The following is an 18,986-nucleotide window of genomic DNA, read 5'->3' as shown; positions in this document are numbered from 1 at the left end:
GGGTTTCCGGTCGTTCGGCAGTTCGCCCCGCATTTATGATGTTGGGCTAGAGCTGTTCTTGCCTCGTGCATGGGGTTATTCATTTTTCGATCACACTCCCCCTTCATTTTTTACTGCCCCCCCTCCCGCAGACATCTAAAGAGCCGTTAATCACGGCCTGTCCACCATCAGATACCTGCACATGTTGCACAGTCACGGTTTGCTGACCGCCGGTTCTGATGCGGTTTATAGTTAACAAGCCCTTCTGGTAAGTCTCCATCAGCCGTGCGGACGTGTTGAGTAGACGGCATTTTTCAACGGGATCGCGTGTGTTTCCAGCCTCGGCCATCAGATCAAGGCTCATCCTGTGCACAGCCGCCATCTGGTGTGCCAGCATTTGCTCCGCCCCGTTTTTGGCCCCTAAGGCTTCTGCAGTATCCAGAGCCATATTTAACACACCGTTCTTGTGCGCCAGTTCCACACGGTCAAGGCTTGCATCCACGTTAATTCGATCTGCCTTTTTCAGGGAAGGGCAAGAAATCAGGGGATTGCCTTCCTTTTGCTGAACGAATTCCCCGCCCACTCCCTTCACAGGAGTTTCTGTCAAAATCAAATAAGAATCAGCAGCTTCATCCAAATCAGCTGCGATCTGCCTACTAAAATTATCATCGACGTTAACAGCAGCATCATCTTCCATTTTCTTAGCAGATAATTTCATGGCCACCGCTTCTGCAGTATTGGTTATTTTCATATCTGCGGGTAATTTCAGCATGACATATCCTATGTAAAATCCAAGCTGGAAGATGCTCAAGATGCTCACATTCTAATCGTAGGCATCTTGAGCCTCTTCCAAATCAGGCAACCTCCACATCCAAGAACCGTTTTGACCACCTTTCTTGGATTTAATGCCCAGTTCTTTCTTTGCCCGTTTCAATGTAGCGTAGGAAATTCCGGCTTCTTCTGCCTGCTCCTTAACTTGCTGAGCAGTGCACCCAATAATACAAACATGCTGCAAAAACTCCTTTGCTTCCCCCAAGGCGCCACGATCTTGTAAATTGTTGCCAAAATTCAAGACATCGTCAGCAGATTCCATAACTAGATCAGGTTCAAACACAATTTTGCTTGTGCTGATTCCTCCCGATAAAGTTACGGATTCAATAGAAAATCCAAATCCCGTTCGATCATCACCAATGTTATTCTTAATGGGCAGAAGCAGGCGGCGATCAGGCTCGTTTTGATCCTTTGCTACTACAAAGGCCCCTCGTGCCGCAGCTACAAAAGCCAGCGATCCAGTTACACGCTGCAATGCCTGCCTAGACTGACTTTTATTAAGATGCGTAACTCCTATAACGGCAATCTTATGTTTGGCTGCCAGATCAGATAAAGGTGCGAGTAATGCACGAATATCCGCGTTTTTGTGACTGTCCGTTCCGCCGAGATAGGCACTGATTGGATCAATGATGAGTAAGACCGTGCCACCGATTTCTCTTAAAAATGTCTCAAGATTCTTAATATCCCGCTTGAGATCAAAGCTTCTTTCAGAATTCTCGTGTTCGGGGTCGTAATTTTTAACGGCATTGATAAGAAAAACTTTATTCAAATCTGCCCCCACAGCTTCTAACCTTGGCCTGATCGTGTCAGAGGCATCATCCTCTGCTGACAAAAATACGACATTACCTTTCGGGCAAGGTTCATTATCCACGGGCCAAGCACCGCCGTTTGTTACTACGCCAGCCATACATGCCGTAAGCTGCGATTTTCCAAGACCGGGATCACCAGCCAAGATGGTTATCTTTCCTCTGGCAATCCTATTTTTCCAAAGCCATTTAATTGGCTCAGCTTTAACCTCTGAAAGCCGGCAATAAGAAATATTGCTTTCCGGTGGCTTAGCATTTTCGATGATTTTCTTAACTTTATTCATGGGATTTTTGATGCGACAAATCATTAAAATCACCCGCGTTTGGCGGAACAGCGAGATATCCATCAATATAATCGGCGGCTTCGCGTGCTTTGGTCAGGCCGGGATTGCCTTTTGTATGAGCGTCATTATCGGCGCACAAAATAATCTTGTAAGTGGGGTATTTGGCTCTTAAAGCCACCGCCACAGCAGTAAGGTTTCCAGAATCAAAGGCTACCGCCACAGGATAACCTGAAGCCTCATATATGCTGGCGGCGGTGGCAAAGCCTTCGCAAACGCAGACCGAATCCAGCGGGCTTCCTACGAGAAAATAGCAGCTCTTTTTCCGCCCATCGGACAGGAAACGTTTGTTCCCATCTTCGTCGATGAATTGCAGGCTGTGAAGATTCCCAGCGCTGTCGCACATAGGAATAACCAGCAAGCCCTTATACAAGCGCAGGCCGTGACTTTTAATGCCTTTTTTCACCAGATAGAGGTGACTGTCCGGCGCTAGGGGCGAGGACTTCCAGATCAGCAGCGCCTGATCTCTCGCAGCTTGCCTCCGTTCGGCTTCCTCGGTTTCGCGGGCCTTTTGCGCCTCGATCATGCGGCTGCGGTTTTGTTCCCTCTGCGCCTGTGTCAGTTCCCTGTGAGGCTTTGCGCACCATGTTTCCGAAATGCCGCGCTTCCAGCATCCGAAAGCACCAGAAGGCAGGCCGTCTTCATATAGAACATACCAACCGTTTTTTGAGCCGGGTTTGTCACCTTTCACATGAAAACGACGCAGCTTGCCGTCTGGGATTATCTTATCGTTAGTGTTTAGGCCAAGCTGATCTAGTGCCTTTTTAAAGCATGTAATACTTCTCATGGTCTTATGCTTGATGTTATGGAATTATAGGGCTGAAGGTTGTTTAAAAAATCTTCAAGGTCTTCCTTCAGGATGATGGTCCGCTTTCCAATCTTGCGGGCTTTTAATTCACCGGAGTTTATTAGTTGATATAGCTTTGTTCTGCCTAAGCCAGTTGCAGCACGGGCTTCTTCTATAGATAAAGAGATTTGCATTTATTACCCCATGTAAATGTCAGTGAACGCACCATGCGTTGCATGAAATCAAATATGGGGAATTACAGAGTGACATGCCTAACGCGATGTCACTTTTTTTTGATGTTTTTAGATATCCAGTTGCTAGAGGGATGATCCTCTAGGTGTCTTCTTATCTGCCTTTTACTTATTTTTTCTTTAATTTTTTTATGAATTAGGCTCACAATGTTGGATTTTGCCTTGCCTTCGTATAAAAATTGTGATGCTAGTGAGTGAATTTCTTGTTTAGTAGCCTTGACTTCTATTGTTCTCTTTTCATGATTCTCTTTTAAAACTCTGCTTTTCTTAAGTGCTGGTGTTTTATATTTTTTTGTTTGTTCTTTGAAGTATTCTGCCAGCCTAAAAGCCGCTTCGTTACAACACAAGCATTGATGCTTTGCTATCGATTTACATAACAACATGGCGGTCGCTAGAGTGTGAGGTTCTCCGCTTTCCATAATGATGCTTGTTATCGGTTCATAGTTATCTGCTTTAAGTTTATAAAAAAGCTTTACTGGTGTGTCAGCAAAGCTGTCACACTCCCAAGCTTCAATGTGCTTTGGAACAGTATCGGCTTCTAAGGCTATAAGCTTTTGTCTTTCAATATAAGCTTTGGCAGGTTCTGGATCAGGCTTCTTCGGTCTTAGTCCAAGCTCTATTAACACTCCTATCATTCCGGCTGCCCTAGGTGGATAAACCCCATGTTCATTTTTCCACTTTTCGAATATTTCATATAATTTTTTTTTGATATTTATTCTTTCAGATTCTTCTAATTCTGCTAGCGTTTCGGATGCTAAAAAAAAGGGATCGGCTTTATTTTTCCTCTCTGTGGCCATGGATAACTATGCGCTCCTTATCTTAATTATTCCTACAACCATTTGTTCTTGTTGAGAGTTTGTATCCAAATAATCTGCCCATACCTGCATCATCTTGCGGCGCTGGGGAAGAAACTGCGTCCGGTCGTAAGCTTCCCCTAGTGGGTTTTTGGTTTTATGCGACAGTTGCTTTTCTATGACTTCGCTATCAAAGCCCAGCGTTTCCCGTAGCAATGTCCGCGCCAAAGCTCTTACGCCATGCGCTACCATGCTTTCACCGAATCCTAGTCGTTTTATAGCTCTGTTCACCGTTCCATCGCTCATGGATTCTCTTGGACGGATTTGCGAAGGAAAAACGTAATCGGTATTCAAGAATCCGGTTTCATCCTGTTGTTCTTTCAATATTTTTAAGGCTTGCTTGCTGAGGGGCACGATGTGCGCTCTCCGGCTTTTCGTGTTTGGTGCAGGCATAGACCAAATTCCCTGCTCCATATCTATATCGCTCCAGCGGGCTTGCCGAATTTCCCCCGGCCTTTGAAATGTCAGCAAGGAGAGCCAGATTGCGCGGCGTGTGCGCTGATATAGGCGGGCTTCATTACGATCTAGTGCCTTTAGAAAAGGCCCAAGTTGCTTTTCCTCTAAAGTGCGGTAATGCTCTGTTTTGTGGGTTTTCAGGGCGCCTTTCAGATCCGCAGAGGCATCCCGTTCACAGCGGCCCGTCTGTATCCCGTATCTGAAAATCTGCCCTGCCACCTGCTTGGCGCGTCCAGCCATATCCAAAGCCCCAGATTTTTCTACTTTCCTTAAGCACTCCAGAAGCTCTGGCGGCGTGATTTGCGATATGGGACGATGCGCGATATGCGGGAACAGGTGCAATTCAAGCAGCCGCTTGACCTTATTCGTGTATCCCTCGCTCCAGCGGTGCGAATGAGTGTCCAGCCACTCTAGAGCTAAGGCCTTGAAGGTGTTTTCCGCATCTCTCTTGATCTGGTGCCTCCGTTCTCTCTTTGCGTTCGCGGGATCTATCTCCTTTGCAAGAAGCTTTTTGATCTCGTCTCGTCCTTCCCGTGCCTCGGCCAGCGTAATGAGGGGATATGCCCCCAAGGACAGGCGGCGCTCTGTCCCTAGATAGCGGTATTTCACGCGCCAGAGTTTGTTGCCATTCGGCATCACTTCCAGATACAAACCCCCACCGTCAAAGCGCTTGTATGGCTTCTTGTCCGGCTTGGCGTTCTTACAGGATGTGTTTGTGAGCTTCATCTTGCCCCCTGTTTTTTCTGCTTGCCCCCATATCTTGCCCCCTAATTTTCGGGCTGTAAACGAATATCTGCGAACAGAAAAGAATGCAGAAAAAACTAAACCCCTTTATTTACAAGGGGTTTGCGGTCAATCGTGGTTGCTGGTGAACGTTGCTAACAGGTAAGTTGGTGGACCCTATCGGGATCGAACCGACGACCTCTTGCATGCCATGCAAGCGCTCTCCCAGCTGAGCTAAGGGCCCTTTTTGAAAAGGCAGGGGTAATGAGTACTGCGAAAAGGGGGGGATTTCAAGCCAAAAAACGGCGCCGATGAGGGCGCCGTTCTTAATTTTCAGGATTCCGGCCGATTTCAGGCGGCCTTTTTCAGCAGGTCGCGGATTTCGCCCAAGAGGACCACGTCCGCGGGTGGCGCGGGAGGGGCGGCGGCGGCCTTGTCCTTTTCTTCCTTCTCGGCGGCGGCCTTGATCTTGTTGACGCCCTTGACGAGCATGAAGACCACGAAGGAAATGATCAGGAAGTTGATGACGGCGTTGATGAAAATGCCGTAGGACATGACGCTGACTCCGGCGTCCTTGGCGGCTTTCAGACTGGCGTAGGAATTGCCGTCGAGGGCCACGAACTTGTCGGCGAAGTCCACGCCGCTGGTCAGCACACCGATGACGGGCATGATGAGGTCGCCCACCATGGAATTGACGATCGCGGTAAAGGCCGCGCCCATAATAATCCCGACCGCCATGTCCATGACATTGCCGCGGGCGATAAAGTCCTTGAACTCCTTCAACATAGTTAAGCCCTCCTCAAAGAGTTATATTATCGTTTTGTGATGTAGAAAGGGGCAAATTAGCAGAGGCGCGGATTTTGTCAATGCGGTTGGGGTGGATGACGCTGAAAAGAAAAAGCCCCGCGGCGGGCGGGGCTTTGTTCGGAATTGTTGCGGATTAGCGCTGGTTCATGAAGTGCAGGATGTTCTGGAACAGAACGATGAAGCTGATGTAGAGGTTCAGCGCGGCGGCCCATGCGAGGCGCTCCCCGACTTCCGCTGCTACACCAACCTCCATAGCATTTGCCATATCGTACATCCGTTTCATTTCCTGGGTCTGCCAGACGGTCAGGCCGGAAAAGGCAACGATCCCGACACCAGCGATCAGGTTTGACATCATGCTGCTTTGAAACAAGAAGTAGTTCAGCAGCCCAGCGGCGAACAACCCCGTGATACCCATAAACAGGAAGGTTTTCATGGGTGAGAGGTCGATCTTGGTCGTATAACCGAAAATACTCAGGCCTGCGAACATCGCCGTGGCTATAAAGAAAGCCTTGGCGACATCGACCGCGAAGGTCATGTCTTGGCCCGCAAGGACAGCGATTGTCGAAAAGCTAATCCCGTACAAAGCAGAAACTGCATAGAAGGCCAGCATGAGTTGAGATGATCTCATCTTCATCGGATTAAAGCCGAACCATAAAATGGCCACAGGTGCAAAAATAACGATCAGCTTTTGTGGACCGCCTAGAAAAAGCTGAAGGAGTGTCGGTGAGCTTCCTACAACGTAGGCGACAAGAGCGGTCAGAAGTACGCCCGTAGCCATTTTGAAATAGATGTTATTCAAATAGTTACGCAGGCCGGCATCGAACTCTCTGCCTTTTGCGCGTTCTTTGGACAGGTAAGAAGGTTGCATTTTTTTCTCCAAAAATTAAAACCTTGCCGTTTATACACCCTATTCTATCACATTACAAAGAATATGCGAATAATTCGCAGAGGGTGTTTTCTGCTGTCTTATTCGTGCCGCTCCTGCAAGGCGTTACAGGTTTTTCAGGGTTTTTGGCACCAGAAATTAACCATGGAGGCAAAGGTGCGCGGGTTCTTTTTCTCGAAGGCGTCCCAGCGGCTTAAATCCAGCGCCTCGGGGTCCGAAGGGTTCAATTTACGATAATTTTCAAGGACGGCCAGAGGCAGGTTAAAGCCCCTGAATTCAAGGCCGAGGGTTTCCAGAGCCTGTTTGATTTCCGGCATGCTGAAGCGCGTTTCCTGCACATGAAAGAACATATCGCGGCATTCGGCGGTGGCGTAATAGTCGATCATGCCGGAGAAGGAGTCGAACAGTTTGCGGCCCAGCCATTTGGGGGCATTTTTGCGGAAGGTTCGGATATCCTGCGGCGATGCTCCGAGATTGTGTCTGGCTATGATCTTCTGCGCCTCGATCAGCGGGGCGTGGGCGATGCGGCTGTAGAGGCCGATCCGCATGATGCCGCCGGGTTTGAGAAGATCGCGCAGGACTTCCCATCCCTTCAGCGGTTCCTGCATATGATGGAGGACGCCGGAGCTGGCGATGAAATCAAATTGATCCTTGCCCAAAATGCCAAGGCCGAGAATGTCCGCCTGTTTGAAGGTGACGTTGGAAAAGCCGAGATGTTTTGCGCGGTCGATGGCGTAGGAGAGGCTGGCGCGGCTGAGGTCCACGGCCAGAATTTCCGCGTCCGGGTAAACGGCGGCGAGTTCGATGGCTTCGCGGCCCGTGCCGCATCCGGCCACCAGCATTTTGGCCTTTTTGCCGCGGAATTGCCCCTCCAGTTCCTCGTGATAGGGTCTTTTGGCGAAGTCGGTCCAGCGGGGATAGGGAGACTCTTCGTACTGGCTGCGGACTTTTTGGGAGACTTCGTTCTCCACGGGGACGAGGACGGGGACGGTTTTTTCAATCTCCCTGAGGCGCTGCGGCTCAACGATCTGCTGGTCCACCAGATCCTGCAGGACCATGGGGACGCCCGCCCTGGCGATTTGCGGCGCGTTTGTCAGAGAATGAAGCGGGATGTAAGCGCCCAGAAGGGCCAGCAAGGGATAACCCTCCGATGACAGGCGGTCTTCGCTTTCGATCCGGTGTTTGAGTTTTTGTGCCGATTTTTCCTCTTCGGGGTCACAATCAAAAATGTAATCGGTCTTGAAGGCGTAGAGCGCAAGGTGGGCGGCGATATGGGTGAAGAGGTCCGGGTGGCCGAAAACGCCGCGGTTGTTGAGATTATCCAGCATGAAGCGGCGCAGGTGCGTGAGAAGACCCTCGAATTCCAGATTCTGGAAGCGGATGCGTTTCAGGCCGGAGAGAAAGAGCGGATCGACGAGGCCGACGTGGTTTTTAAGTTTTGAGAAGATTTTCTGAAAGGCGCCGTAATCCTTCGCCCCTACCAGTTTCAGGGGTTCGGAAAAGACGGGGTCGGCGGTCAGGACGCTGATCCATGTGCGGTCGATGTTACTGAGATCGATGCCGGGTTTTTGCATACAGTCGATGAGCAGCGGCTTAAGGTTCGGGATCAGTTTCTTGAAATGGAAATTCGTAGCGATGGCGATGAAACGGTCGCGGTAGGGGATGTGGTCGGGTTTCGCCATGATCGCCCGCATATAGAAGTCCAGCGCCTGCAGGCCCAGATTTTCCTTGATGAACAGATCGCCGGCGTTGGCGAGGGCTTCGTGAAGCGTTTGGTCAGCCTCTATCGCCTCCTCGTAACAGCCCAAAGCGCTGTCCGAATCGCCCTCGGCAAAAAAGATTTTTCCGAGTTCGTTAAAGGCAATGGGCATTTTTTCCTGTTCGAGGATTTCGATGAGCAGGATTTTAGCCTCCGCTGTTTTGCCTTGGGAAATCAGCGTTAGCGCTTTGCCGTATTTTTCCTGCGCTTCGGCGGAAACGCTCGGGGGCTGGACGGAAACGGGGGCGGCGTTCGTCATGCTTCTTTATATCCTGCGTCCACGGGTGAGCCAAGGGTTGGGTCTTTCTCCCTGTTCTTTTAGCGCCGCGAAGGCTTCTTCCTTCGGGGCGGGGCCAGTATGCGGAAGTTCAGGGACGGGGGTTCCGGTGGTTTCGGAAATCGCTCTGATCCTGGCCTCTATCGGCGGGTGCGTGGCGAACAGGCCGAGAAACGGGACGTGGTTTTCGATGCACATCATGGCTATGTCGTCGGTGGTCTGGGGGATGCGGTCGCGGCCCGCAATCCGCATAAGGGCGCGCATCATGGCCTCGGGGTTTCGTGTGAGTTCGATCGCCCCGGCGTCGGCCATATATTCGCGGTGGCGCGAGAGGGCAAAGCGCATAAGAAGCGTGGCGAGGTAGCCGAGCCAAAGGATGATGGCGATCATAAACACGACCACGACGATGCCGCCGTTATTGTCCCGGCGGCCATGGGTGTAGAAGACGCGATAGCGGATGCTGCTCCAGACCAGCTGGGCCGCAAACCCGAACATTCCGGTGAATATCACGGTGATAATCAGAAGGCGAACGTCGCGGTTGATGATGTGGGTGAGTTCGTGGCCCAGAACCCCCTCCATCTCGTCACGGGTCAGGGAGTTCATCAGCCCCCGTGTCACCGTAATGCTGTAGGACTTCTCGTCTATGCCGCTGGCGAAGGCATTGCGGGCGTGGGTTTCGATGATTTCGAGGCGCGGCATCTTCATGCCCCGCGATATGCATAGATTTTCGAGGAGGTTATAGAGCTCCGGCTCATCGGTCCGGCTCACCGGGTGGGAATGAGAAAGTTTGCGAATCATCGAGGTGTGGAAAAACCATGAAATGGCAAACCAGATCAGAACGACCGTCAGAATTGTGGGCCAGTATTCCATAAGGATGGCGTTGGCAAAGGCGGTTGGGTCGGGCTGAGTGTTATATTGATGCTGCCCCTCCATCGATACACCAATCACAAGGCTTATCGCCCAGACCATGATCATCAGCAGGACCGGATAGAGGACCAGCAGGATGACTGACCGGAGGTTATTGTTCCAGATGTGGGATTTCAGACCGACCGTTGCAGCCATTGCTCAAACCCTGAAGGCCATATCGAATAATGCGGCGTTAAAACTTGACCACCGGCGCCTTGTGGACCGCGGCTTTCTCCGCCTCATCCAGTTCGAAGAAGACTTCCTTCTTGAAGCCGAAGGAGTTGGCGATAAGAACGGCCGGAAACTGCTCGGTTGCGGTGTTGTATTCGGCGGTCGCGCTGTTGAAGAAGCGGCGGGCGGCGGCGATCTTGTTCTCGATGTCGGAGAGTTCGTCCATCAGGCGCTGGAAATTCTGGTCGGCCTTAAGCTGCGGGTAGTTTTCCGCCACCGCCAGAAGTCCGGCAATCGCACCACCGAAAAGGCCTTCGGCCTTCATCCGGCTCTCCGGGTTGCCGCTTCTGGCCGCGCCGACCTGAGCCCTAGCGTTGGTTACGTTTTCAAAAACCTGCTTTTCGTGTGCGGCGTAGCCCTTGACGGTTTCCACAAGCTGGGGCACGAGGTCGTAACGCTGCTTGAGCTGGACGTCGATATCGGAAAAGGCGTTGTTGCGCGTCTGACGCAAGGCGACCAAGCGGTTGTAAAGCATAACCATTACAAGCGCCACAACGACGATGACCGCCAAGACAATCCATTCCATGACCTTAAATTCCCTTTTCCTAACAAACGCTGTGGGTTATCTTAATGATATCGCAAGGCTTTGTCTTCAGAAAATAAAGTGACCGGCAGAAAAAATCATGCCTCTTTTTACGTCCAGAGAATTTGCCGCCGCCGCTGCCTCAGGCACGGACTGGCGGGATACGTCCAAAGCCGTTCTGGAAGAGCTTGAAAGTATCCGCACCGAGAACGACCAGTTTAATTTCGGCTTTCTTTATATCTCCGATATGCTGGCGGATTTTGCGCCGAGCATTCTTAACCTCTTCCGCTCGGTTACGCATATCGATCACTGGATCGGGTCGGTCGGGATGGGAGTCATCGGCACCGGGCAGGCGTTCGTCAACCAGCCGGCCATCAGCGCGCTGATCGGGCATTTCCCTGAGGACGAATTCTGCGTTTTTCCGGAAACGGATGAAGAGGATTCCGATTCCCTTGCACGAGCTTCCGGCCGCAGCCAAAACAGGGTTAAAAAATGGCTGGACGCCCATGCGCCCTTCCTTGTCTGCGTTCATGCCGACCCGATGGCGGATGACGACCCGATGGCCGTGCTTGCCGATCTTGATTCGCTTTCCAGCGGGTTTATCGTGGGTGGACTGACATCCTCACGGTCGTATCACTACCAATTCGCCAATACGGTCTGTGAAAACTCCGTCAGCGGCGTGTTTTTTTCCGAAAAAATCCCCGTTGCCACCTCGCTTTCGCAAGGTTGTCAGCCGATCAGCCGGTTTCACACGATTACCAAAGCCAGCGGAACCACGGTTTATGAACTGGACGGGATCAGCGCCCTGTGCGCCCTGCTGCGCGATTTGAAAGGCCAGGGTGCCGAAAGCGCGGATTCCGCTCCGTTTCCCGACCTTCGGGATATGGAATCCTCCGACGATGTGCCTGAGGAGCTTCTGCCCCTGTTCAGCGGGCATATCCATATCGCTCTGCCGATTTCACAATCGGACCAGAAGGACTACCTTGTCCGCAATATCATGGGGATCGACCCCGCCGAAGAGAGCCTGACCCTCTCGCAAAGCGTTTCCGCCGGGGAAACCCTGCTTTTCGTGCGGAGGACGGAGGAGACGGTGCTGGAGGATCTGTCGAAGACCCTGCTTGGGCTGCGCCAGAGAATCGAGAATGAACGCGGGTCTTTCACACCGAAGGCCGGACTTTATATCTCCTGCATCGCCCGCGGGTTCGCCGAAACCCCCGAAGCCGCACAGAAAGAGATCGATGCGGTCCGGGAGGTGATCGGGGACGTACCGCTGACGGGATTTTATGCGGGGGGCGAGATTAACAACGCCCGACTTTACGGCTATACCGGGCTGCTTATTCTGTTCCTCTGAAGAAAGAATTTGTACTCGTCCGCCGATCCCGCTATCTTAGGCCTTGCCTCAATTTCAGGGAATTTTCAAGACGGAGCCCCTATGACCCCTACTCGCCGCATCAGACGCCTTGCCCTTATCCTTGCTACGACCATGCTGACCGTTTCAGCGCCCTGTGTTTTCGCACAGGAGGAGTTGCTGCCCACCATTCCCGATCCGCTGAAGAGCCTGGTCAACGAGGGGGCGCAAATCCGCTTCCTTGGCCGTGATGAAGGCGCGGAGGGCTGGGTGGTCATTAAAAACGGCGTGGAGCAGTATTTTTATGTCCTCCCCACCGGTGCTTTTATCACCGGGATCATGTTCGATAAACAGGGCAACGCCCTGACCGTGCAGCAGGTGCAGCGCTTACGCGGACAGGGGGACGACCTGCTTGACCGTCTGGCCAGCGAGACCCCCAATAAACCTTCTGAGGCTTCGCCGGATAAAACCAAGTATGATTTCAAAACCCCGTCCGAGCAGTTTTTCTACGATGTCGAGAACAGCAACTGGATTGCCTTCGGCAAGGCCGGAACGCCCGTTTTCTACTCCTTCATCGATCCGCAGTGCCCGCATTGCCATGAGATGATGAAGGAACTCAAGCCCTTGCTGGATGAAGGGAAAGCGCAGGTTCGGCTGATCCCCATCGGGTTCCGGCCAGAGACCGAGGCGCAGGCCGCCTTTCTTCTGGCCGCGCCCGACCCGATCGAACTCTGGTGGCGCAATCTGGACGGCGATACAAACGCCCTGCCCGCCAAGAGCGAAATCAATACGCAGGGCGTTCAGCGCAACCTGTCGATCATGCAGGCGTGGAAACTTTCCGGGACGCCGACCCTCATTTATCGCGCCAAGGACGAGAGCGTTAAGATCATCGAGGGCAAGCCGAAGAACGTGCAGTCCCTGATCGGCGATCTCGGGGCAAGGAGTTAATTTTTTGCGTTTTTCGGATTCAGGATGACCCCCCGCTCGGACCTGCTGCTTTCTTTGCTTGAAAATCTGGGCCTGCCCCTTATTCAGGCTGTCGACAGCAGTTCCTGGAAGTCTGCCCCGGACCCCGCTAAGGAGGCCGAGCGGCTTAAGGATTTACTCGCCGCATCCAAGAGTCTGGGTCAAGAGTTGCGTAAAGCCCTTCACCTTCCTGCAGACGGCGATAAAAAATCAATACGGATCGCCCTGACCGTCCTTGCCGCGCAAATGATCGCCGCCCATCAAAAGAATTCGGGAAAAGCCTTTTCCGAACAGGATGTCCAGAGGGTTACAAAAGGATTCGAGGCCGTCCTGGCTTTTTCCGATGATCTTATTCCCGAGGAAGAGAGCCTTGAACCCCTGCGCAAGCTTGGCGAGGATTTTGCCCTCTTCGGCGGCTATCAGATTCACGTTCATCTGCTTCATGCGTTTTTGCCCATTATCCGCGCCGTCAGTATTTTTTCGTTCGGGCAAGCCGGGAGCAAGATGGTCAAGGATATTTGTGACAAGCTTATCCTGCGTGCTACCGAGTTACGCGGGAAGCTTTTCGGAGGTGGGCTTGACCTTAATCAAGCCCGAATCGCGGAGCTGTCCCTGCTCCGCATTCTGGCTTCGCTTTACGCCGACTGCCATATTTCCGAAACTGAACGTTTCATCAAACTTCACGAATCCGCCCGGCTGGCGATTCAGCCGTCCACGATCTGGGATCTGTTCGAGCAGAGAATGCTTATGCTTGAGGCTCTGGCGACCAGCTTCATCCCGCTTGCCCAAGGGGGGGATCCTCAGGCTTCGGACAGTGCGCCCCCGGAAACGCCTGCGGTTCATCTCTCTGCCGTAAACGAGAATACCGAAAGCGATGAAGGTGGCGATACAGGCTCAGGCGGACAGCCCTCGGGCACCCCCATGGCTTTCTTTAAAAAATGATGACGGCTCGTATCGCAGATATATATAATGTGGCGCTGGTGCTTTTTTTTACGAGAGATAAAGGATATGGCCGCAAAAGAGCTTATGACCTGTCTGTTACTGGCCGCGCAGACTTATAATGTGCCGCCGGTTCTGCTCGCGGGTATATATAAAGCCGAGGGTGGGCGTGTGGGCCAGGAGGTGGCCAACACCAATGGAACCCATGACCTTGGGCCCATGCAAATCAATACGCTCTGGGTTCCGGTCGTTGCGAAAAAGTGGGGTGTCAGCAATACAAAGGCCCGCAAGGAGCTGCGCGACAATGCCTGTACCAATGTCAGTGTTGCCGCCTGGATTTTGAGGAATCATCTGAGTGAAACGCAGAGTCTCGGACGCGCCCTTTCCTATTATCATTCCCGGACTTCTTATTATGGTGAACGCTATCAGGACCGCGTTGTGGGGATTCTGAGGGGGCACGGGCTTCTAAAATCGGAGCGTTAACGATTTTTTCTGCTCCCGCCGTTTTGTTAAATTTTGGCTGAAATCCGCGGTTCTGTTGAAAAATTTGTGGAGATAGTGTGGGCCTTTCGGTAAAACTCGACTTGATCTTTACCGTAAAGTGCAGTTATTCTTGATTTGGAGTATTATTTTGTCTAGTATTTCCAATAGACTAAGTTGTCTTATTAGGGTTTTTAAAAGTTATGTCACGTAAACAGCTCTCTCTCTTGCTCTTATTCAGTATGGTTTTGGTCACAGGATGCGAGTCCTCCGATGCTGCTTTCAGCGGCGGAAGTCCTCAGCTTGTCGCCTCCCCGGACAAGGTCACTGCCATGCTGGCCGAGTCAGCAGACCGGGCATCGACCGCCTTGGAAACTCTGGCGGCTGTCGAGCGTGCCAGAACCCCGGCGACGACCGTTTCACCGATCGATAACGTCCCGCCGGAACTTGGACGGGCGATCACGGTCAACTGGGTCGGACCGATCGAACCGATTGCCAAGACACTTGCGGATCGTGCGGGATATGGTTTCCTTGTCCTCGGAAACAAGCCCTCCACGCCCGTGGTTGTCTCGATTGACGCTGAAAACCAGCGCGTCGTCGATACGCTACGCGATATCGGCCTGCAACTGGGTATGCGCGGCGATGTCAGAGTTGACGCCAAGAGCCGTATGGTTGAAATCTATTATGCTCCCAATGCCGGACTTGGTGGATAAGAAAGGCCGATTGACCTATGCGTAAGACCCTCAAGATTGGTGCCTGTTCGTTTCTTCTGCTGCTGGGGACTTTTGGTTTCCCGAGTGTTTCTTTCGGTATGCTTCCCACTGACGAGGATAGGCCTCTTGTTGAAAGCGACGTCGAGCCTGTCGATATCGAGGTTCTTTTGGGCTATGAGGTTGAGGAGGATCCAGACGATGACACGGCTCTTCCCTTCGATATCCGAGAAGATGCCTTGAAGGAAGCTGCGATATCTTTTGGAGCCCGTGGTGGCCTAGCCAAGAGAACGTGGGAGATTCGTAAGAATCTTGACACCCGTGCACGCTACCTTGATAAGGTCTACGATTTCGAGCAGCTCCTCGTTGCCGCGCCTTCAGGCTTCAAGATCGAGCCCCCTATCGTGACTGAGGCCATGAACGCAATGATTGTCGATTTTTCTGGACAGGAGGCTGCGGTTTCCGACCGGATTTACAACATTATCAAAAATGCCCGTATCGTCTCGGCTCCCCGGAACTGGCGTCAGTATCTTGAGCGCGAATGGGGCGAGGTTATCCCCCCTCCGGCCATTCTTTTGCCCAGAGATGACGATGAGAGGGTTATTTGGGAAGAACACGTACGTAAAGGTTGGAAAGTAGGCTATGAGCAGGCTGATGAGATTTTTAACGATGATTTGAGCCGTCTGACCCTTGATTTTGAGGGGATGGTTCGCTACAAGCTTTTGCTCGCGCAGGGCATGGTTTCTCCTCCTTATGCGCTTCAGGTTGACCGCGGAGTGACAGGTGGAGGGGAAGAGATGAAAGTTGGCGACCGCGCCGTCCAAATCACTGGAGTACCAGAGTTTGTTACGGGAGCGGACCAGTGGAAGCCCGCAAACCAGTAAGCCTTCTTAAAAAGCAGGACAGTTTCGCGCAAACCTGGCCGGATGAGCCCAACAGGTTTACAGAGGAGCATATAGACAAGTTTCTCCTTTGGTGTGTAAAGCAAAACTCCTCAGATATCACCATCCAGAGCGACCGCCCCGTTTATAACGAGATACATGGCGTTCTCTATCCCGCGACTTTCAGGGATGTTGATGCGGCCGATATGGGTATTTTTTTGCAAAAACTCTATGGCCCGGAGGCTCGCGCCCGCCTTGCTTCAGCCAAAGACCTTGATGTTTCTTATGAAATCCGACCTGATCGCTATACAAGGATCCGTTTCCGGGTCAATATCACCGCCGTTCTCTCCCGCGGACGCGATGCCGCGCAGATCACCATGCGCGCATTGCCCAGCGAACCGCCGACGATGCGCGATCTGAATATCGAGCGGGAAATCATCGATGCCTGGGCACCGCGTCAGGGGATTGTCATTATCACAGGACCGACGGGTTCCGGAAAAACGACGCTTCTGGCGGCAGGAAACCGTATGTTGCTCGAACGCCCTAAGGGCTGCGGTAAAATGCTGACATACGAAGCGCCGATCGAATATGTTTACGACAGCATTCACAGTCCGCGCTCCCTCGTTTCCCAGACTGAAATACCTCGGCATTTGCCGAGTTTTGCCCATGGAATCCGTAACGCCCTGCGCCGTAAACCGGAAGTGATTCTTGTGGGAGAATCCCGGGATCGCGAAACGATCAACGCCTCCATCGAAGCCGCGCAGACGGGCCATGCGGTCTACACCACTACGCACACACTCGGTGTGGCCAACACTGTCTCGCGTCTGCTTTCGACCTACGATATCAGTGAGCGCGAGGAGCGTGCTGTTGCTCTTATGGAAACCCTAAGGCTGATTGTCACACAGGCGCTTGTGCCGCGAGTCGGCGGCGGACGTTGTGGTGTGCGGGAGTGGATGCAGTTTCCCGACGATGTACGTGAAAAGCTGATGGATATGCATTTTACAAAGTGGTCCAACGAGATCCAGCGTATTCTCAATCAATATGGCCGGAGTATGCAGAAATCAGCTGAAATCGCTTTCGAGGCGAAGCTCATTGATCGCCGCGCTTATTTATTATTGTCATCAAGCACGGGATCAGGTTAGATTTTTTGGAGTTTTTTGTATTTTTTTATAGGGTGCTACCGTGGTTAAAGAGCTAGAGAACCTTGAGGCCAAGATTAATTGGCACTGGCGGGACAGTATGAGAACTGTCCGATTTTTGGGCTTTGATGGTCGCGTTGCGTTTATGATTCCCGTGTGGCTCTTTTATCTTAGATGGTCGACAATAATTATTAGCTTTGCCGTTTTCTATATTTTTAGGTTTCTTGAGAATAAGGGGCTGTCTTTACCCTCTGCTTTGCGTGCGTTACGGTCCTGGATTGTCGGAAGGGAACGTCCGGGCTTGGTAAAGGCTTGGAGGCACCGTTTTATCGATTGGGGTTAACTCCAAACTAAATATCTCCTGCCTTTCCTTTATTGCAGTTGTTTTTTGTTGGTGTTAGCCGTCTTCTTATCTCTTGTTTTTTCAAAGATTTAACGATATTCTCTCTTGTCTGTCCGTCGGGGCTTGGCTTTATGTTTTTTTGGGAATAATGAGATGTCTGTAAGAACGAATCGTTTTTTGACTTCTACGTGCCTTGGTTTTCTGGCTTTTCCACTTTTTTTGATTCCTAGCCCTGTTTTTGCAGGATTTGAATGGACTCCGCCAGAAAGGCAGGTAGCCGCGCCGCTGCCGAAATCCTCTTCGACACAAGACTTTTCAAGTGAATCAAGCGGCCTTCCCGAGGTCGGAGACGTTGAAATTAGCGAGGAGCCCGCACACCAAGTTATTGAAGATGTGCAGCCCCCGCGTACTGATGGGCGTCTAAAGGTCAAAGTTATCACCCCCCACGATGAAGCTAGTACCCAAGAACGCGGCCTTGACTATAATGGTAGCGTTGCTGAGCCTGTCGTTATGAGCGCCCCCCTTGTTCCCAAGTCAGAGGGTGTTGAAGCTGCACCCGAGCCGTTCCCAATCACCGAAACGCATCAGGGAACCGGCACGGTTATGCCTGAACCCGCCGAGAGTGTTTACGAGCCTGCTAATAAAGAACCTCCTCCGGGGCTCAACATCAACCCTTATCCGCTTGAGGAAGAAGACCATACCGAGCCTGCACTTACTGCCGCTCCTGCCCAGCCGGAAGAGATTACCTGGAAAGGCGGGGCTTTTGACGTGATCGAGGGGTTCGGGTCCGATATGCCGCTGGCTCTGGCTCTGCGTCAGGTTGTTCCCGCCCAGTATGCGTTTTCGTTCGGCCGGGGGGTTAATCCCGGGTACCTCGTGTCCTGGGAGGGAGGCAAGCCCTGGAATCTGGTTCTGGACGATATGCTCCGGCCTCTCAATATTAAGGCTTTGATCCAGGGCAATGTCGTCAAGGTGGTTTCGGGTGCAGCACCTGTTGCCCCCGCGCCGGAACCTGTTCCAGTAGCCGAGGATAGCGCCGCTCTTGCTCCTCTGCCTGAGGCTGCCCCACTCGAGACTCCGGAAGCGGAGGTTTTGCCCGTCAAGGCTGACAAGAAGGCTGAAAAGCTGAGCAAGAAAGAGGCCGAGAAGCTGGCTAAAAAGGCCAAGGTGCTTGAAGAGAAGGCCGATGAGGAGACCGCTGTCGAAGCTGCGGTTGCTGAAGAGCCTGTAAAGGTTGCCTCCGCTCCTGAGACTGCGCCGGAGCCACAAATTAAGAAAGCGCCCGGACGCAACGTCATTCTTGATCCCGGCGATGTAAAAGCCCCTGTTGCAGATGAAGCGCAAAAGGCCGAGAAATCGGATGAGGAAGAGATTGAGGAGGTCATTCTGGCAAAGGCTGACGAACCTGCACCTCCTGCCGATGATGCTCTGAAAGCCGCCAAAGCCGAGGAAACAGAAAAGCCTGCGCCCTCCTCCCGTTCGAACGAGCAGCTGTTCCAGCCCCGGATCTGGGAAGCCAAACAGGGATCGAGCCTGAAGGAAACTCTGGATAGCTGGTCCAAGCAGGCCAACGTGCCTCTGCAATGGAATGCCGAGAAGGACTATACGCTGAGCAGCAATATCCTGATCAGCGGGACGTTCGACAATGCGGTTAAAGTTTTGTTCGCGCAGGCTATTAAAAACGGCCCCTCGCATAACCTCAAGACAGGGTCGGACGCTGCTCTGGTCATTGATGAGGCCGCCAGCGGTTAAGCTGTTGAAAA

The 18,986-nt window shown here is 52.3% G+C and carries 19 protein-coding genes and 1 tRNA gene; 8 read left to right on the top strand and 12 right to left on the bottom strand.

The features are described from left to right. Positions 1 to 103: 103 nt before the first annotated feature. From IPN28_02065 to IPN28_02010, 12 genes are all read right to left on the bottom strand, one after another. On the bottom strand, positions 104 to 751 hold the full coding sequence (locus IPN28_02065) for a hypothetical protein (GenBank protein QQS57629.1): 648 nt from the start codon (positions 749 to 751) through the stop codon (positions 104 to 106). 51 nt (positions 752 to 802) lie between these two features. After that, positions 803 to 1,963 carry an AAA family ATPase gene (locus IPN28_02060; GenBank protein ID QQS57628.1) on the bottom strand — a complete coding sequence of 387 codons (1,161 nt, stop codon included), beginning with the start codon at positions 1,961 to 1,963 and terminating at the stop codon, positions 803 to 805. After that, positions 1,893 to 2,744 carry a toprim domain-containing protein gene (locus IPN28_02055; protein ID QQS57627.1) on the bottom strand — a complete coding sequence of 284 codons (852 nt, stop codon included), beginning with the start codon at positions 2,742 to 2,744 and terminating at the stop codon, positions 1,893 to 1,895. The genes IPN28_02060 and IPN28_02055 overlap by 71 nt, the downstream gene beginning before the upstream one ends. Then, positions 2,741 to 2,938: a helix-turn-helix domain-containing protein gene (locus IPN28_02050; GenBank protein QQS57626.1), complete on the bottom strand. Its 198-nt coding sequence runs from the start codon at positions 2,936 to 2,938 to the stop codon at positions 2,741 to 2,743. The genes IPN28_02055 and IPN28_02050 overlap by 4 nt, the downstream gene beginning before the upstream one ends. Positions 2,939 to 3,027: 89 nt before the next feature. Then, positions 3,028 to 3,792, bottom strand: a complete 765-nt coding sequence (locus IPN28_02045) for a hypothetical protein (GenBank protein ID QQS57625.1) — start codon at positions 3,790 to 3,792, stop codon at positions 3,028 to 3,030. Positions 3,793 to 3,798: 6 nt separating this feature from the next. Next, a complete protein-coding gene (locus IPN28_02040; GenBank protein ID QQS57624.1) occupies positions 3,799 to 5,031 on the bottom strand; it encodes a tyrosine-type recombinase/integrase in 1,233 nt (410 codons plus the stop codon). Between the two features lie 165 nt (positions 5,032 to 5,196). Further along, a tRNA-Ala gene (locus IPN28_02035) sits at positions 5,197 to 5,272 on the bottom strand. A 107-nt stretch (positions 5,273 to 5,379) separates the two neighbouring features. Further along, positions 5,380 to 5,814 (bottom strand): large conductance mechanosensitive channel protein MscL, encoded by a 435-nt coding sequence (gene mscL / locus IPN28_02030; protein QQS57623.1) that lies wholly within the window; start codon positions 5,812 to 5,814, stop codon positions 5,380 to 5,382. Between the two features lie 154 nt (positions 5,815 to 5,968). Next, on the bottom strand, positions 5,969 to 6,703 hold the full coding sequence (locus IPN28_02025) for a Bax inhibitor-1/YccA family protein (protein ID QQS57622.1): 735 nt from the start codon (positions 6,701 to 6,703) through the stop codon (positions 5,969 to 5,971). Positions 6,704 to 6,837: 134 nt separating this feature from the next. Further along, on the bottom strand, positions 6,838 to 8,739 hold the full coding sequence (locus tag IPN28_02020; GenBank protein ID QQS57621.1) for a methyltransferase domain-containing protein: 1,902 nt from the start codon (positions 8,737 to 8,739) through the stop codon (positions 6,838 to 6,840). Between the two features lie 6 nt (positions 8,740 to 8,745). Next, positions 8,746 to 9,819 carry a M48 family metallopeptidase gene (locus IPN28_02015; protein QQS57620.1) on the bottom strand — a complete coding sequence of 358 codons (1,074 nt, stop codon included), beginning with the start codon at positions 9,817 to 9,819 and terminating at the stop codon, positions 8,746 to 8,748. 37 nt (positions 9,820 to 9,856) lie between these two features. Then, positions 9,857 to 10,420, bottom strand: coding sequence for a LemA family protein (locus IPN28_02010; GenBank protein ID QQS57619.1), 564 nt, complete (start codon positions 10,418 to 10,420; stop codon positions 9,857 to 9,859). Positions 10,421 to 10,517: 97 nt separating this feature from the next. Between IPN28_02010 and IPN28_02005 the strand changes: the two genes are divergently transcribed. The 8 genes from IPN28_02005 (at position 10,518) to IPN28_01970 (ending at position 18,975) form a co-directional block, all read left to right on the top strand. After that, entirely contained in the window at positions 10,518 to 11,768 is a 1,251-nt protein-coding gene (locus tag IPN28_02005) for an FIST C-terminal domain-containing protein (GenBank protein ID QQS57618.1), read from the top strand. A gap of 81 nt (positions 11,769 to 11,849) precedes the next feature. Continuing rightward, on the top strand, positions 11,850 to 12,713 hold the full coding sequence (locus IPN28_02000) for a thioredoxin fold domain-containing protein (GenBank protein QQS57617.1): 864 nt from the start codon (positions 11,850 to 11,852) through the stop codon (positions 12,711 to 12,713). A gap of 24 nt (positions 12,714 to 12,737) precedes the next feature. Further along, a complete protein-coding gene (locus IPN28_01995; GenBank protein ID QQS57616.1) occupies positions 12,738 to 13,673 on the top strand; it encodes a hypothetical protein in 936 nt (311 codons plus the stop codon). Between the two features lie 66 nt (positions 13,674 to 13,739). Then, positions 13,740 to 14,153, top strand: coding sequence for a lytic transglycosylase domain-containing protein (locus tag IPN28_01990; protein QQS57615.1), 414 nt, complete (start codon positions 13,740 to 13,742; stop codon positions 14,151 to 14,153). Between the two features lie 200 nt (positions 14,154 to 14,353). Then, on the top strand, positions 14,354 to 14,863 hold the full coding sequence (locus tag IPN28_01985; GenBank protein QQS57614.1) for a DotD/TraH family lipoprotein: 510 nt from the start codon (positions 14,354 to 14,356) through the stop codon (positions 14,861 to 14,863). Between the two features lie 98 nt (positions 14,864 to 14,961). After that, complete coding sequence (locus IPN28_01980; protein QQS58509.1) at positions 14,962 to 15,744, top strand: type IV secretory system conjugative DNA transfer family protein; 783 nt, start codon at positions 14,962 to 14,964, stop codon at positions 15,742 to 15,744. Further along, positions 15,723 to 16,883: a Flp pilus assembly complex ATPase component TadA gene (gene tadA / locus IPN28_01975; protein QQS57613.1), complete on the top strand. Its 1,161-nt coding sequence runs from the start codon at positions 15,723 to 15,725 to the stop codon at positions 16,881 to 16,883. The genes IPN28_01980 and tadA overlap by 22 nt, the downstream gene beginning before the upstream one ends. 850 nt (positions 16,884 to 17,733) lie before the next feature. Continuing rightward, positions 17,734 to 18,975, top strand: a complete 1,242-nt coding sequence (locus tag IPN28_01970) for a TcpQ domain-containing protein (protein ID QQS57612.1) — start codon at positions 17,734 to 17,736, stop codon at positions 18,973 to 18,975. The last annotated feature ends 11 nt before the right edge of the window (positions 18,976 to 18,986 follow it).

Source organism: Alphaproteobacteria bacterium (assembly GCA_016699735.1).
Classification (GTDB): Bacteria; Pseudomonadota; Alphaproteobacteria; order Micavibrionales; family Micavibrionaceae; genus JAGNKE01.
Note: the sequence above shows the minus strand (reverse complement) of the source record. Positions and strands in the feature narration are given on the sequence as shown.